This is a genomic window from Kribbella sp. NPDC051137 (genome assembly GCF_040682535.1).
Lineage (GTDB): Bacteria > Actinomycetota > Actinomycetes > Propionibacteriales > Kribbellaceae > Kribbella > Kribbella karoonensis.
Map to the genome: position 1 here is coordinate 454248 of NZ_JBFBBI010000003.1, position 12952 is coordinate 467199.

The 12952-nt window shown below is 68.8% G+C and carries 14 protein-coding genes; 5 read left to right on the forward strand and 9 right to left on the reverse strand.

All coding sequences use genetic code 11. The annotated features are described in order from the left end of the window. The first annotated feature begins 55 nt into the window (after window positions 1-55). Window positions 56-877 carry an alpha/beta hydrolase gene (locus tag AB0M51_RS17235; RefSeq protein WP_344193964.1) on the forward strand — a complete coding sequence of 274 codons (822 nt, stop codon included), beginning with the start codon at window positions 56-58 and terminating at the stop codon, window positions 875-877. Here the strand turns inward: AB0M51_RS17235 and AB0M51_RS17240 are convergent. After that, a complete protein-coding gene (locus tag AB0M51_RS17240) occupies window positions 874-1338 on the reverse strand; it encodes a GNAT family N-acetyltransferase (protein WP_344193966.1) in 465 nt (154 codons plus the stop codon). The two genes, AB0M51_RS17235 and AB0M51_RS17240, sit on opposite strands and share 4 nt — an antisense overlap. A 23-nt stretch (window positions 1339-1361) precedes the next feature. On the opposite strand from AB0M51_RS17240, the gene AB0M51_RS17245 reads away from it, so the two are divergent. Continuing rightward, complete coding sequence (locus AB0M51_RS17245; RefSeq protein WP_344193968.1) at window positions 1362-1772, forward strand: PaaI family thioesterase; 411 nt, start codon at window positions 1362-1364, stop codon at window positions 1770-1772. Window positions 1773-1775: 3 nt separating this feature from the next. Here AB0M51_RS17245 and AB0M51_RS17250 read toward each other — a convergent pair whose 3' ends face one another. Together AB0M51_RS17250 and AB0M51_RS17255 are read right to left on the reverse strand one after the other, a co-directional pair. Beyond that, window positions 1776-2042, reverse strand: a complete 267-nt coding sequence (locus AB0M51_RS17250) for a zf-TFIIB domain-containing protein (RefSeq protein WP_344193970.1) — start codon at window positions 2040-2042, stop codon at window positions 1776-1778. Between the two features lie 63 nt (window positions 2043-2105). Beyond that, complete coding sequence (locus AB0M51_RS17255) at window positions 2106-4007, reverse strand: penicillin-binding transpeptidase domain-containing protein (protein WP_344193972.1); 1902 nt, start codon at window positions 4005-4007, stop codon at window positions 2106-2108. Window positions 4008-4228: 221 nt separating this feature from the next. On the opposite strand from AB0M51_RS17255, the gene AB0M51_RS17260 reads away from it, so the two are divergent. The 3 genes from AB0M51_RS17260 to AB0M51_RS17270 all read left to right on the forward strand — a co-directional run bounded on the left by AB0M51_RS17260 (window position 4229) and on the right by AB0M51_RS17270 (window position 6735). Next, the gene (locus AB0M51_RS17260; protein ID WP_344193974.1) at window positions 4229-4558 is read left to right on the forward strand and encodes an L-rhamnose mutarotase; all 330 of its coding nucleotides are present in this window, start codon (window positions 4229-4231) and stop codon (window positions 4556-4558) included. A 105-nt stretch (window positions 4559-4663) separates the two neighbouring features. Beyond that, window positions 4664-5221 (forward strand): hypothetical protein, encoded by a 558-nt coding sequence (locus AB0M51_RS17265; RefSeq protein ID WP_363749583.1) that lies wholly within the window; start codon window positions 4664-4666, stop codon window positions 5219-5221. Next, entirely contained in the window at window positions 5119-6735 is a 1617-nt protein-coding gene (locus AB0M51_RS17270; protein WP_363749860.1) for an FAD-dependent monooxygenase, read from the forward strand. The genes AB0M51_RS17265 and AB0M51_RS17270 overlap by 103 nt, the downstream gene beginning before the upstream one ends. 109 nt (window positions 6736-6844) lie before the next feature. Here the strand turns inward: AB0M51_RS17270 and AB0M51_RS17275 are convergent, their stop codons facing one another. The 6 genes from AB0M51_RS17275 to AB0M51_RS17300 all read right to left on the reverse strand — a co-directional run bounded on the left by AB0M51_RS17275 (window position 6845) and on the right by AB0M51_RS17300 (window position 12857). Then, window positions 6845-7546 (reverse strand): pirin family protein, encoded by a 702-nt coding sequence (locus tag AB0M51_RS17275; protein ID WP_363749584.1) that lies wholly within the window; start codon window positions 7544-7546, stop codon window positions 6845-6847. Between the two features lie 5 nt (window positions 7547-7551). Beyond that, window positions 7552-8058, reverse strand: coding sequence for a DinB family protein (locus AB0M51_RS17280; RefSeq protein ID WP_363749585.1), 507 nt, complete (start codon window positions 8056-8058; stop codon window positions 7552-7554). Window positions 8059-8088: 30 nt separating this feature from the next. After that, a complete protein-coding gene (locus tag AB0M51_RS17285; RefSeq protein ID WP_363749586.1) occupies window positions 8089-8958 on the reverse strand; it encodes a hypothetical protein in 870 nt (289 codons plus the stop codon). A gap of 79 nt (window positions 8959-9037) precedes the next feature. Then, on the reverse strand, window positions 9038-10438 hold the full coding sequence (locus tag AB0M51_RS17290) for a trypsin-like peptidase domain-containing protein (protein ID WP_344193984.1): 1401 nt from the start codon (window positions 10436-10438) through the stop codon (window positions 9038-9040). A gap of 101 nt (window positions 10439-10539) precedes the next feature. Continuing rightward, window positions 10540-12168 carry a HAMP domain-containing sensor histidine kinase gene (locus AB0M51_RS17295; RefSeq protein WP_344193986.1) on the reverse strand — a complete coding sequence of 543 codons (1629 nt, stop codon included), beginning with the start codon at window positions 12166-12168 and terminating at the stop codon, window positions 10540-10542. Next, window positions 12165-12857 (reverse strand): response regulator transcription factor, encoded by a 693-nt coding sequence (locus AB0M51_RS17300; protein WP_344193988.1) that lies wholly within the window; start codon window positions 12855-12857, stop codon window positions 12165-12167. Before AB0M51_RS17300 ends, AB0M51_RS17295 begins: the two co-directional genes overlap by 4 nt. Window positions 12858-12952: the final 95 nt, after the last annotated feature.

Below are 12952 nucleotides of genomic sequence, written 5' to 3' on the forward strand. Positions count from 1 at the left end.
CTCCCAGATATGAGTCTCATATATTATGAGTTCCATACTAACCAGAAGGAGAGCGATGAACGAGCTCGAACTGTCCGCCGGCACCCTCCAATACGTCGACCGCGGCACCGGCCCGGTCGTCGTCCTGCTGCACGGACTCCTGATGGACGCGTCACTGTGGGACGACGTCATCGCGGACCTGTCGGCGGATCACCGCTGTATCGCTCCGACCCTGCCGTTCGGTGCGCACCGGATGCCGATGAACGCCGACCTCTCGCTCCCGGGGATCGCCCGCCTGGTCGGGGAGTTCCTCGACCGGCTCGACCTCGAGGACGTCGTCCTCGTCGGCAACGACACCGGGGGAGCCGTCGTCCAGCTGGTACTCCGGGAGGATCCGAAGCGGATCGGCCGAGCGGTGCTGGCGTCGTGCGAGGCGTTCGACAACCTCCCGCCCGGGCTGACGGGGAGGTCGCTGGCGCTGTCCGGCAAGCTGCCGCCCGCACTGTTCGGGGCGTTCCTGCAGCAGTTGCGGGTGAAGGCGATCCGGCGGTCGCCGCTCGCGTTCGGGACGTTGACCAAGCGCGGCGACGCCACGACGGCACGCTGGATCCGCCCGGTCCTCGAGCAGCCCGAGATCCGCGCGGAGACGGTGCGAATGCTGCGTGCGGTGTTCGCGGACCGCCGTGTGCTGGAGGAAGCCGCGCCGGATCTCGCGCACTTCGACCGGCCCGCGCTCGTGGTGTGGGCGGCCGACGACCGGGTGATGCCGCTCGACCACGGCCGCCGCCTCGCCGAGCTGCTGCCGCAGGCCGAGCTCGAACTGGTCGAGGACAGCTACACACTGATCCCGCTCGACCAGCCCGCGCTGTTCGCCGAACTCATCAGGCGGTTCGCCTAGAAGGTCTTCCGCATCTGCTGCGAGGTGACGGTATAGCCGAGGGAGTTGTACAGCGCGATCGCCGACGCGTTGTCGCCGAAGACGTTCAGCTCGAGCGCATCGTACCCGCGCTGCCGGCACTCCTCCTCGGCTGCGAGCATGATCGCCCGGCCGTATCCCTTGCCGCGCTGTGCGGCCGACACCTCGATGCTGTACACGAACGGCATCCGAGCCCGAGTACTGATCCACAGGCTCCCGACCGGTTCGCCGTCCGCGACCGCGACCCAGATGAGCTGGTTCTCGCTGTCCGGCCCGTCGGGCAGCAACTTGCCGGTCTCCGCGTAGGAAACCTTCAAGGCCTCGTCCGGATCCAGACCCCGCGCCGGCCCGATCGCAGCCGCGAACCCGGTCGCGAGTTGCTCCTTCCACTCCGGATACTCGCCCGCGGAGATCGGACGCAGTTCCACCCTCGGCGTACTCACACGACGACTTTAGGCTGAGCGGCATGGAGTTGACGCTCGAGGTAGCTCAGAAACTGCTGGCGACGCAGCCGTTCAGTGTGTTGGTCGGGGCGCGGGTGACCGCGTTCGGCGACGGCGCGGCGACGCTGGAGCTCGACATTCGCGAGGATCTCCAGCAGCAGAACGGGTTCCTGCACGGCGGGGTGCTGAGTTACGCGGCTGACAACGCGCTCACCTTCGCCGGCGGTACGGCGCTCGGGCCGGAGGTACTGACGGGCGGCTTCACCATCAACTACCTCCGCCCGGCGCGGGGCGACGTACTGCGGGCCGTCGCCAGAGTCGCGCACTCGACCAGCCGTCAGGCCACCTGCACCTGCGAGCTGCGCACCGTCGACGGCGACACCGAAACCCTGTGCGCACTGGCCCAGGGCACGGTGATCGCGGTCCGGCGGTAACGGTCAGTCGAAGAGGTCTTCGAGGAACGACTTCTTTTTCTTCTTGTGCTGGTACTGGTTCCCGTAGCGGCGGTCGTCGTCGTACCGCTTCTCCTCGTAGCGAGGCTGCTGCTGCGGTGAGTTGTAGCGCGTCTCGGCGTCCACGAGGCGTTCCAGTTCGCCCCGGTCGAGGAAGATCCCGCGGCACTCGCCGCACTGGTCGACGGCGATTCCACTGCGTTCGTACGCCCGCATCCCGCCGCGGCACTTAGGGCAGACCAAGCTCTCCATCCGGTTACCCTAAGTGCCGATTTCCCGATCTCGGCGGGCTCTCAGCCAAGTCTCAGCAAGTTCCTACTTGAAGCTGGAGAGGAACGTCTTCAGGATCGGGCCCGCGGTGTGCGAGCCGGACTCGCCGCCCTCGACGATGACCGCGAACGCGACGTCGCCGCGGTAGCCGGCCATCCAGGCGTTGGTGGTGACCTTGCCGTTCACCACGACCTCCGCGGTACCGGTCTTCGCCGCGACCGCGCCGTTCCCGGCGAGCACCTTCGCGGTACCGCCGGTGACCGTCGTCCGCATGAACGTCCGCAGCGCCGCCACCGTCGCCGCGGGCAGCGGTGACGCCGCCGCGCCGGCCGCATCCTTGCCCGGCACCAGCACCGGCTTCATCGCCGTACCGTGGTCGACCGCCGCGGCGACCAGCGAGATCGCCAGCGGGCTGGCGGTGACCGTGCCCTGGCCGATCATCGACGCGGCCTCCTCGACGTCGTCCTTCGGCGCCGGGACCTGACCGCCGTACGCGCCGATCGACAGGCCCAGGTCGCGGCCGATGCCGAACATCGCGGCGGTCTTCGTCATCGCGTCCTTCGGCAGCTTCGCGTGCTGCGAGATGAACGCGGTGTTGCAGGACTCGTTGAACGCCTTCTGCATGGTGCCCGCGCCGTACGCGGTCAGGCCGTCGTAGTTCTTGAAGGTCTTGCCGAAGACGTTGATCGTCGGCGTACACGGCAGCGGCGTCGTCGTGGTCTCGCCGGCACCGAGCAGCGCGGCCGAGGTGACGATCTTGAACGTCGAACCCGGCGCGTACCGGCCCTGGAAGGCGCGGTTGTAGTTGGTCGGCTGCGGACCGTTCGCCGCGGCCAGGATCTGCCCGGTCGACGCCTGCACCGCCACCAGCGAGGCCGGCAGCTTGCTGGTCGCGAGCGCGGCCTCCGCGGTCTTCTGCATGTTCGTGTCGAGGGTCGTCTTCACCGGCTTGCCGGCGGTGCCCTTCTGGCTGAAGACCGTCTTGATCGTCATCTTGGTCTTGCCGTCCCGCAGCGTCACCGTGCCACCCGGGGTACCGGCGAGCTGCTGCTGGAACGCGTACTGCAGGCCCGTCGTACCGACCTGGTCCTGCGCCGACGCCGTCGGGCCGGCGTTCTTCAGCGTGTCCGCGGTCGCGGTCTTCATGGTGCCGAGGATCGACTTCGCGAACGTCGCGGTCGGCGGCAGCGACTGGGTGCCGCCCATCGTCAGTACGCCGGGCAGCGCCTGCATCTTCGGCCGCAGCGTCTCCCAGTCCTCGGCGCGGATCGTGATCGCGTCGACGAACTGCCCGGCCGGGGCCGCCTTCGCCCGCGCGGCCAGCTTCGTACCGTCGACCTGCAGGTACTTCGTGAACGCCGCGTACGTCGCCGCGGTCGCCTTGTTGCCGGACGCGACGCCGACGATCACGACCTGCCGGTTCGCGGTCAGCGCGACGCCGTTGCGGTCCAGGATCGACGCCCGGGCCGGCAGCGCCCGGACCCGCTTCAGGTAGTTGTTGTCGCCGAGCCCCGGGTAGATGGTGTCGCCGGAGGCCTTGACCTTCCAGGTGTCACCGGTCTTCACGGCGGTCGCCGTACTGGTCCACTTCATCGTGCCGATGCCGCGCAGTTGCGCCTCGACGGCCAGGTCCTGCGTGCAGTTGTTGCCGTCCGAGCACTTCGGGTTGTCCTGCGGGGTGACCGTCACGGTGTTCGCCACCAGCGCGCTGTCGACGTCGTCGAGGCGCTTGGCGAACACGGTCGGGTTGTCGGTGAGCGCGCCGGCCGCGTCCGGCTTCCCGTTCGGCGCCCAGGCCTGCACCCAGGCGTCGGCGAACTGCTTGATGACCGCTCCGGACGCCTTCTGCTCGTCGTTCCCGGAGCCTCCGCCGCCGGACTTGCTGTCCGAACAACCAGCGGTGATCAGCAGACTACTCAGGCAGACGATCGCAGTGGTTCGCTTCACGTTCCCAACTCTCGCACGACGACGGATGGACACCGGGACACGGCCTTCGGCGTGTGGCTACCTCGGAAACCTACTCAATCCCCCCAAGTACGACGCCGGTCCAGGCTCCGGAGTTGGCCGCAGAGCCGGTGTGAATCGGGACCAAGACGATCGGCGAATTGGTCTGCCGGAATCTGGAACCGCGTTCCACGGCCGCCTCGCGCGGCGTATTCTGCTCGTTTGTGACCCGCCTTGCGCTGCACAGCCGCCTGATCCCCGGAACCGAAGAGGCCTACGAGACCGAGCACGCCCGTGTCTGGCCCGAACTGATCACGGTGATGCACGCCGCCGGGATCAAGGACTGGTCGATCTGGCGCAGCGGCCGGGACCTGTTTCACCTGGTCGAGTCCGACGACTACGAGTCCGCGGTCGCGTACCTGCGGGACAACTCCACCGACCAGCGCTGGCAGCAGCACATGAGCCAGTTCGTCGAGGGCTTCGCGGAGAACCCCGAGGGCGTCGCCGGCCAGTCCCTGCGGCACGTCTGGACGATGAGCGAGCAGACCGACTAGCACCTGCAGCGGATCCTCCCTCAGCACAAGGTCCCGGGTGTCTCAGGACCTTCTGTCGTTGTCCACGGCGCCGGCCTGGACAACGGTGTTGGGAGGAGGGTCGCCATGGATGGTCAGGTGGAGCATCTCCGGCTGACGACCGCGTTGCCGCGGCTGGCGGCGTGCGCGGGCCGGACCGGGGCAGGGCTGTTCCGAAGTCGCATCCGGATGCCGCGGGATCACGTCGGGATGCGGGTGCGGTTCGGCGACGGGTCCACTTCGTGGGTCTACCGGGAGACCGTGCTCGACAGACCTGCACCGCTGGATCCGTGCGCATTGATCGTGCAGTTCCGGTTGCGACTGGTCAGTGGACGCGGGCACCGGCTGTTCCGGGACGAGAGCCTGCTCAACACACCGTTGTTCGCCGGCTTCCCGGGCTTCGTGTCGAAGCTCTGGTTCGCTGCCGACGAGTTCGGCGTCTACCGCGGGTGCTACGACTGGGACGGGCCTGACCAGGCGGATGCCTACGTCCGGGCGCTCTGGTGGCCGTTGGCTCTGGTCTCCGACACCGGGTCTATCCGATACCACGTGGTGCCCGGCCTGCGTCGGGACGATCTGTTCGCCGACCCGACCAGGATCGGAGGGCCGGTGGACCAGTGGTGGCGACCGCTGGAGTCCTGGTGACGCGCGTACTGGTGGTGGGCGCCGGGCCAACGGGCCTCGCTCTCGCGCTGCAGGCCCAGGCATCCGGGGCCACCGTCCGGGTGATCGACCGGCGTCCCGACGCGGCACGGCCGTCGCGGGCGATGATGACGCACGCACGAACGCTCGAGGTGCTCCGGCCGCTCGGCGTCGTCGAGGCCCTGCTCGAGTACGCCGACCGCTCGCCGACGGTGCAGCTCCACCTGCACGGGCGCGCCGTCCGGGTGAAGATCGCCGACCTCGCCGTACCCGACACGGCGTACCCGCATCTGACGTTGCTGCCGCAGGCGCACGTCGAGGCGGTACTGGCGACCGCGTTGGAGAGCCGGGGCGTCCCGGTCGAGCGTGGGGTCGAGCTTGTCGGTCTCACGTCCGCGCCGAGGACCGCCGTACGCGCACAGCTCCGCGGAGCCGGCGAGACGACCGCTACGTGCGACTACCTGGTCGGCTGCGACGGCGCTGGCAGCACGGTTCGCCAGGCTGTCGGCATCGGGACGACGGGTGCGGACTACGACCGGGAGATTGTGCAGGCCGACGTCGAGCTGGAAGGCGGCCTCGGGACGGACACCGCGCACGTAGCGACCACTCGTGCCGGTCTGGTCTTCCTGTTCCCGCACGGTGACCAGGCGACCTGGCGGCTGATGGCGACCCGGGCCGTGAGTGGTGGTTCTGCCGGCGACACCCTGTCGCCGAGGGAGGTGCGGGAGCTGCTGGAGGCCGCGCGGTTGGGCACACGTGTCAGTCGGCTCGCCTGGTCGGAGGTCGTGCCGATGCGGTACCGGTTGGCCGACCGTTACCGGGACCACCGGGTGTTCCTGGCCGGTGACGCCGCACATGTGCACTCGCCGGCCGGTGGGCAGGGCATGAACACCGGCATCCAGGACGCGATCAACCTCGGCTGGAAGCTCGCCCGCGCCGCCAATGCTTCAGATCCGGAGACTCTGCTCGACTCGTACGAGCTGGAGCGGCGGCCTGTCGCGCGGAGCACAACGGCCTGGACGAACCTCGTCTTCTGGGGAGAATCGGGCCTCGACCCGCTGGCTTCACTGATCCGGACCGTGCTGCTCCCGGTGGGCGCGCCCCTGCTGCTGCCGGCGGTACTGCGTCGGCGCCGGCTGCTGGCCGCAGGGTTCCGCATTCTCGCCCAGCTCCGCATCAGCTACCCGAACAGCCCCCTGTCGATCGACGACGGCCGGCCCGAATCGCTTCCGATCCGCGTCGGTGACCGGCTCCCCGACCTGCCGGTCACCGTCGCCGACGCTGGCACACGACTCCAGAGCCTCACTGCGAGCCCGGGCACCCACCTTCTGCTGCTCCGGGATGCGCCGACCCCGGATCCCGTCGCCTCCGACGGATGGACTCGGGTGCACCGTCTCCAGGACCGACCCGGTCGCGGACTGATCGCCGTACGCCCCGACGGCTACGTCGGCTTCCGAACCACCGAGTCGACCTCCCCACACCTCCACCGCTGGCTCAACCTCACCGGCGCCCACTGACCGCCCACCCACTCCAGCCGACCGATCGTCTCTGCTGCACCTTGTGCACCAGTTCCGTACGGCGCCTGCCGGAGAACACGGATGTGGTGCACAAAGTTGGGGGTGGTGGTCAGGCGTGCATTTCCCAGAGGAGGAGTTCGGCACCGGCGGGGCCTGCTGTGACGCGCTCGCCGTCCGAGTTGGTCAGCCGTACGGCGTCCGCCGTACCGAGGTCGCCCGCGTCCTCGAGCATCGCCGTACCGGTCGCGACGAACAGGTGGAGGTACGGCGCGGTGGGCAGCTCGACCGTGCCGCCTGGGCTCAGCCGGGCCACGGACATCCCGGCGGCCGGCTGGTTGATGCGGATCGCCGTCGACGACGTGTGCTTCGCGAGACCCGACGCGACCGGAACCAGCTCGCCGGTGGACAGGTCGAGCTCGGCCTGCTCGTACGACGGCGGCAGGTCGAGCCGGTCCGGACGGACCCACATCTGCACGTAGTGCACGGGGCCGGGGCCGTCGTTCCACTCGGAGTGCTGGATACCGGAGCCCGCGGTCATCCGCTGCGCGAGCCCGGGATACACCACGCCGTTGTTCCCCTGCGAGTCCCGGTGCGCCAGCGAGCCCCGCAGTACCCAGGTGACGATCTCCAGATCCTGATGCGGATGCGTGCCGAACCCGGAGCCGGGGGCAACCGTCTCGTCGTTGTGCGCGAGCAGGAACCCGAACCCCACGTTCGCCGGATCGTAATGCGCCCCGAACGAGAACGAATGCCGCGACTCCAGCCACTCACTCGCAGTCCGAAACCGCGCGTCCGCCCGATGGATCTCCACAGGTTCTAGTAATACCCGGTCTCGCCGTCCAGCAGCTCGCGCATGGCGTCGAGGTGGCCGACATGCCGGGCGGTCTCCTCGACCATGTGGATCAGGATCCACCGCAGCGACGGCTGGTATTCCGGGTCCTTCCCGACGTCGTCGAGCGAGTGGGCGGCGGTGATCCGGTTTGACTCTGCGTACTGCGCCTCGAACTCGTCCAGCAGTTGGGCCAGCGGTACGCCGGCCACCCGCATGTCGGCACTGTCCGCTTCTTTCCGGAACTGCGGGTTGGTGGCTTCCGGCTCGCCGAGGAAGATCACGTTGAACCAGCAGTGCTCGGTCCACCGCATGTGCGACACCAGCCCGGCCGGCGTCATCAACGGCGACTTCGGCAACACCGCACGGTGCTCGTCCTCGGGCCGCAGCCGCTCGAGCTTCCGCCGCACCAGCATCCGCTGCAGATCCAGCCAGCCGACCAGCTGGGTCCGCTCGTCGGCCACGATCGGCGGCCGCCTGTCACGAAGGTTCATACCGGGCATCTAACCCGAGACCGGGTCTGACTACTCCGTCACCCAGTGACGTCCCGGCTCAAACCACCCACGGCCCGGGAACCACGCAAGACACCTTCCGATCGGATGATTCCAGATCCAGACGTGGTTGATCTCCGGCGGCAGCCGCGGCGTGAACTCCGGCAGGTTCGAGTACGAGGAGCTGAGTGCGTGATAGGCACCCCACGCCGTGCTGAAGGACATTCCGATGAAGGCATGACGTGCTTGAGACCTGGTGGCGGCCAACTTCTTCCGTACGTCGGCACGCTGGGGGTCATGCAGATACGCGTAGAGCCAATCGTCAAGCTGGGCCCAGTCCTGTCCAGTCCTGCCTCCGGTGCCTTCGGCGTAGATCCAAACCTTCCCCTCCTGGTTCTCCGTGGCCGGCGCGGAGGCGAGTTCGATAACGCCTTCAGTAGCCAACCGACGAACCTCTGGGTCCTGGTTCTGTGAGAACGACGCTTGAGCCTGAGCCGTGTCGAACAGCTGACCAGCAGACTGTAGGGCCTCCAATCTGCTCACCAGGCTCCGTACCAGTCGATGCACGTTCGCCGAGGCCCCCAGGGTCACGTACCAGACTCGACCCAATCTGGGCGCTGGCAAGGTCTGGTGCTGACGAACGCCACTGACCATCTGCGAATACCGCTCGTCGATGTCCGTGACGACTTCGACGTATGCCGGCAGGCGATCGTCGGACTCGATTCGAAGATCCACCATTCCTGGACGGCTGTTGTCGTCCTGAATGACAACCCGTTCGCCACTGAACCTCGCGATCACCCGGCCAGCTGCCCACTCGAAGTCGCCGAGGTGGCTCTTTTCCTGGCGTGAGCGCTGTTCTGGTGTCCGCTCGTCGACCGGGTAACCGGGTCGGTAGTCCTCCACCGGCACAGCCTACGGACAGCCGAACGGACTGCGCCGCTCGGTGGGCGGCGCAGTCCGGTCTAGTGGGTGTGACGCTCGATCAGCCCGTCGGGTTCCCGTTGTCGGAGCCGAGTGTTGCGGTGATCGTCTGGGTCTTGCCGTTCCGGGTGACGGTGAGCTTCACCTGATCGCCCGGGCGGTGCGAGCGGACCGCGGCGACCAACGCGTCCCCTGACGCGATCGCCTTGCCGTCCACAGCGGTGACCACATCACCTGACTGCAGACCGGCCTTGTCCGCCGCACCGCCGGACGTGACCTCGCCGAGGCGTGCTCCGTTCGTGAGCCCGTCGGAGGACTGCGCGTCGCCGACCGTCACTCCGAGCCGCGCATGCGTGGCCTTGCCCTTGGCCACCAGCTCGTCGATGATCGGCTTGGCCTGGTCGATCGGGATTGCGAAGCCCAGGCCGATGCTCCCGCCCTCGGATTGTCCCGATCCGCCGGCGGTTTTGATCGCGCTGTTGATACCGACCACCTGGCCGGCGAGGTCGATCAGGGCGCCGCCGGAGTTCCCCGGATTGATCGCGGCGTCCGTCTGGATTGCTGGGAAGACCGTCGTACTGTCCTGCTGCTGGTCACCGGACGTCACCGGGCGGTTCAGCGCCGAGACGATACCGCTGGTCACGGTCGCCTCCAGGCCGTACGGCGAACCGATCGCGACCACGCCCTGCCCGACCGCGAGCTTCCCGCTCTGGCCGAGGGTGGCCGGGGTCAGATCGGTCGCGTTCGCGTGGATGACGGCGAGGTCGGTCAGCGGGTCGGTGCCCTTGACCGTGGCCGGTACTGTGCGGCCGTCGTTCAGGATCACCGTGATCGTCGCGCCCTGCCCGGCGCCGGCGACCACGTGGTTGTTGGTGACGATCAGGCCGTCCTTGCTGACCACGATGCCCGATCCGGTCGCCTCGCCTTGCTGGCTGGCGACCGCGATCTTCACCACGCTCGGCAGGACCTTCGCGGCCGCGCTCTGCACGGTGCCGTCGGGTGCCGACGCGGGAGCGGCCTGGTTGCCGTTCAGCGGGGCGGTCACGGACGGGACGTTCGTCGAGTGGTCGTTGCTGGCCGAGTACACGGCCGCGCCGCCGACACCGCCCGCCGTACCGACCAGGAGCGCGGTGAGCGCTACAGCGGCCAGCCCGAGACGACGTTTCGGCTTGGGTGCCGCCTGCTGGGTCTGTTGCGGGCCGAGGGGCCAGTTCGGGCCCGGAGACGTCCCCTGATGCGTCCCCGGCCCGAACTGCGGGTAAGAACCCCCACCTGCGGGGTACTGGCCCTGCCGCTGCCCCTGCGGCCCCGAGTCCAGCCGCGGCTGCCCGCCTTGCGGCGCGTAGTGCTGCTGCTGATGCTGCCCGTACATCGGCAGCTGCTGCGTCCGCTCCGGCCCTTGCTGTCCCTGTGCGTTCTGGCCGGGTTGCGGCTGCGGCTGCTGCGGCTGGTTCTCGGTCATGGCACGTACTTTGTCGGCCGGACCTGAAAACCGCCTGAAGATCCCCTCGGAGTGACCGAAGAACTCCATGAAGATCCTCTGAAGGACCGATGAGGTAACTGTCAGCGAGTCTGAGTAGCGGCGTGCGGCAGCCAGAGCGTGAACTGGGCGCCGGCGCCGGGAGCGTTGCGGGCGTAGATCATCCCGCCGTGCTGCTCCGCCGCGTGCTTGACGATCGCCAGGCCGAGGCCGGAGCCGGGGCGGCTGCGGGCCTCGCTGGAGCGGTAGAACCGGTCGAAGACGTGCGGCAGGTCCGCCTCGGCGATTCCGGGGCCGGAGTCCGTCACGGTCAGAACACCGTCGAGCAGCCGCACCGTCACCTGTCCGACGGGCGGCCCGTCGGTGCGCTGCTCGGCGCCGTCCGGGACGCTGTACTTCGCGGCGTTGTCGAGCAGGTTCGTCACCGCGCGGCCGAGCAGCCGCTCGTCACCCCAGACCGGGAACGGCGTCAGCTGCACGTCCCACTCCAGCCCGGGCGCGCGTCGACGTACCTTGATCACCGCGTCCTGGACCACGTTGGAGAGCTCGATCAGCTCCGCGTTCCGGACCTGCGGGGTGTCGCGGGCCAGCTCGGTCAGGTCGCCGATCAGCTGGGTCAGCTCGTCCATCTGCGCGCGTACGTCGTCCAGCAGTTGCTGCCGGTCCTCCGGGCGGAGGCCGCCGCGCTTGTCGGCCTGGGCGAGCAGGTCGAGGTTGGTGCGGACGCTGGTCAACGGCGTACGCAACTCGTGCCCGGCGTCGCCGACGAGCCGCCGCTGCCGGTCGCGGGACTGCGCGAGCGCGCCGAGCATCGCGTTGAACGCCATCGCCAGGCGGGAGATCTCGTCGGTACCGGTGACCGGGATCGGTTTCAGGTCCTCGGTCGCCGCGACGTGCTCGGCCGCCCCGGTCAGCCGCGCCAACGGCCGCAGCCCGGACCGCGCCACCGCGTTCCCGGCGAGCGCCGCCCCGATCACACCGATCAACCCGAACGCCCACAGGACGATCCCGAGGTTGTGCAACGTCTGGTCGATAGGCCCCAGCGACTGCGCGACGACCAAAGCTCCGGGCTGGAGGTAGTTCTCGGGTTCTGCCTGGCAGGCCCGGCTCAGGTCTGGCGGACAGTAACTCGCGGGGACGGCGACCACGCGGAAGTGCGAGCCGGCGTTGCGGATACCGACGGTCCGCAGGCTGGCCGTGTTGCCCTGGTCTCTCGCGACCTGGAGCTCGTCTTGGCCCATCGGCGGCAGCAGGCTGTTCGGCGGCCCGAACTGCTGTCCGGTGGCGCTGATCACGCCGACGCGGATATCGCTCAGACCGAGTGCGTCGGAGGGGACGCTCTGCAAGATCGTGAGGTCCGTCAGGACGCCCTTCTTCGCAGCCTGGGCGGCACGCTCGGTCAGGCTGTTGTCGAGGTTCTGGTACATCTGCTGGCGTACGGTGATGTACGCCGCGACGCTGACGATGGCCACCGCCAGGCCGACGGCTACCGCGGCGAGCAGTGTGACGCGGGCGTGCAGGCTCAGCTTGTGGAGGGTCTCGTTCCACCAGGTCTGGGTGCGGGCCGCGGTCGCCGCCACCCGGTTGCCGTTGCCGTTTCCATTGCCGTTGGCAACAGGTTGCTCCGGAGCCGGCGGCTGCTGCGGCGGTGGTGCCGGTTGCTGCGGACCGTCGGCGTACGACGGGAAGTCCTGGGGGTGTTGCTGGCTCACGGTGGGGTGTCCCTCAGCACGTAGCCGATGCCGCGGACGGTGTGGATCAGCCGCGGCAGACCGTTCACCTCGGTCTTGCGGCGCAGGTACCCGATGTAGACCTCGAGCGAGTTCGCGGTGGTCGGGAAGTCGTAGCCCCAGACCGCGTCCAGGATGACGGCCCGCTCCAGGACGCGGCGCGGGTTCCGGATCAGCAGCTCGAGCAGCGAGAACTCGGTGCGGGTGAGCTGGATCGGTACGTCGCCGCGGTGCACCTCGTGCGCGTCGACGTCGACCACCAGGTCGCCGTACTGCAGCACCTCGCCGCGCTGGCCGCCCTCGCCGGGCGCGGTGCTCCGGCGCAGCAGCGCGCGTAGCCGGGCCAGCAGTTCCTCGAGCGCGAACGGCTTCGTCAGGTAGTCGTCGCCACCTGCGTCCAGCCCGTCCACCCGGTCCGCGACCGCGTCCCGCGCGGTCAGCACCAGGATCGGCACATTGTTGCCCGCGGCCCGCAACGCCTTGGTGGTCTCCAGCCCGTCCAGCCGCGGCATCATCACGTCCATCACCACGACGTCGGGCTCGACGTTGCCGATCACCGCGAGCGCCTCGGCGCCGTCGGCCGCGGTCACCACCTCGAAGTCGTTGAACTCCAGCGAACGGCGCAGCGAGTCCCGGACCGCCCGGTCGTCGTCCACCACCAGTACCCGCATGCTCTGCCCCGCTCCGCTCGAAGTTCCGCCACCGAGACTAAGTCGCTTCTGTGAGAATCGCCTGAGAACCCGCTGATGGCTCACACAACACCTTA

Excerpts from the sequence above, each read along its gene's own strand:
- AB0M51_RS17265 (WP_363749583.1), top strand. The coding sequence starts at position 4,664 with ATGGATGGTCAGGTGGAGCATCTCCGGCTGACGACCGCGTTGCCGCGG.
- AB0M51_RS17300 (WP_344193988.1), bottom strand. The coding sequence starts at position 12,857 with ATGCGGGTACTGGTGGTGGACGACGACCGGGCGGTCCGGGACTCGCTG.
- AB0M51_RS17280 (WP_363749585.1), bottom strand. The coding sequence starts at position 8,058 with ATGAACCTTCGTGACAGGCGGCCGCCGATCGTGGCCGACGAGCGGACC.
- AB0M51_RS17235 (WP_344193964.1), top strand. The coding sequence starts at position 56 with ATGAACGAGCTCGAACTGTCCGCCGGCACCCTCCAATACGTCGACCGC.
- AB0M51_RS17245 (WP_344193968.1), top strand. The coding sequence starts at position 1,362 with ATGGAGTTGACGCTCGAGGTAGCTCAGAAACTGCTGGCGACGCAGCCG.
- AB0M51_RS17290 (WP_344193984.1), bottom strand. The coding sequence starts at position 10,438 with ATGACCGAGAACCAGCCGCAGCAGCCGCAGCCGCAACCCGGCCAGAAC.
- AB0M51_RS17250 (WP_344193970.1), bottom strand. The coding sequence starts at position 2,042 with ATGGAGAGCTTGGTCTGCCCTAAGTGCCGCGGCGGGATGCGGGCGTAC.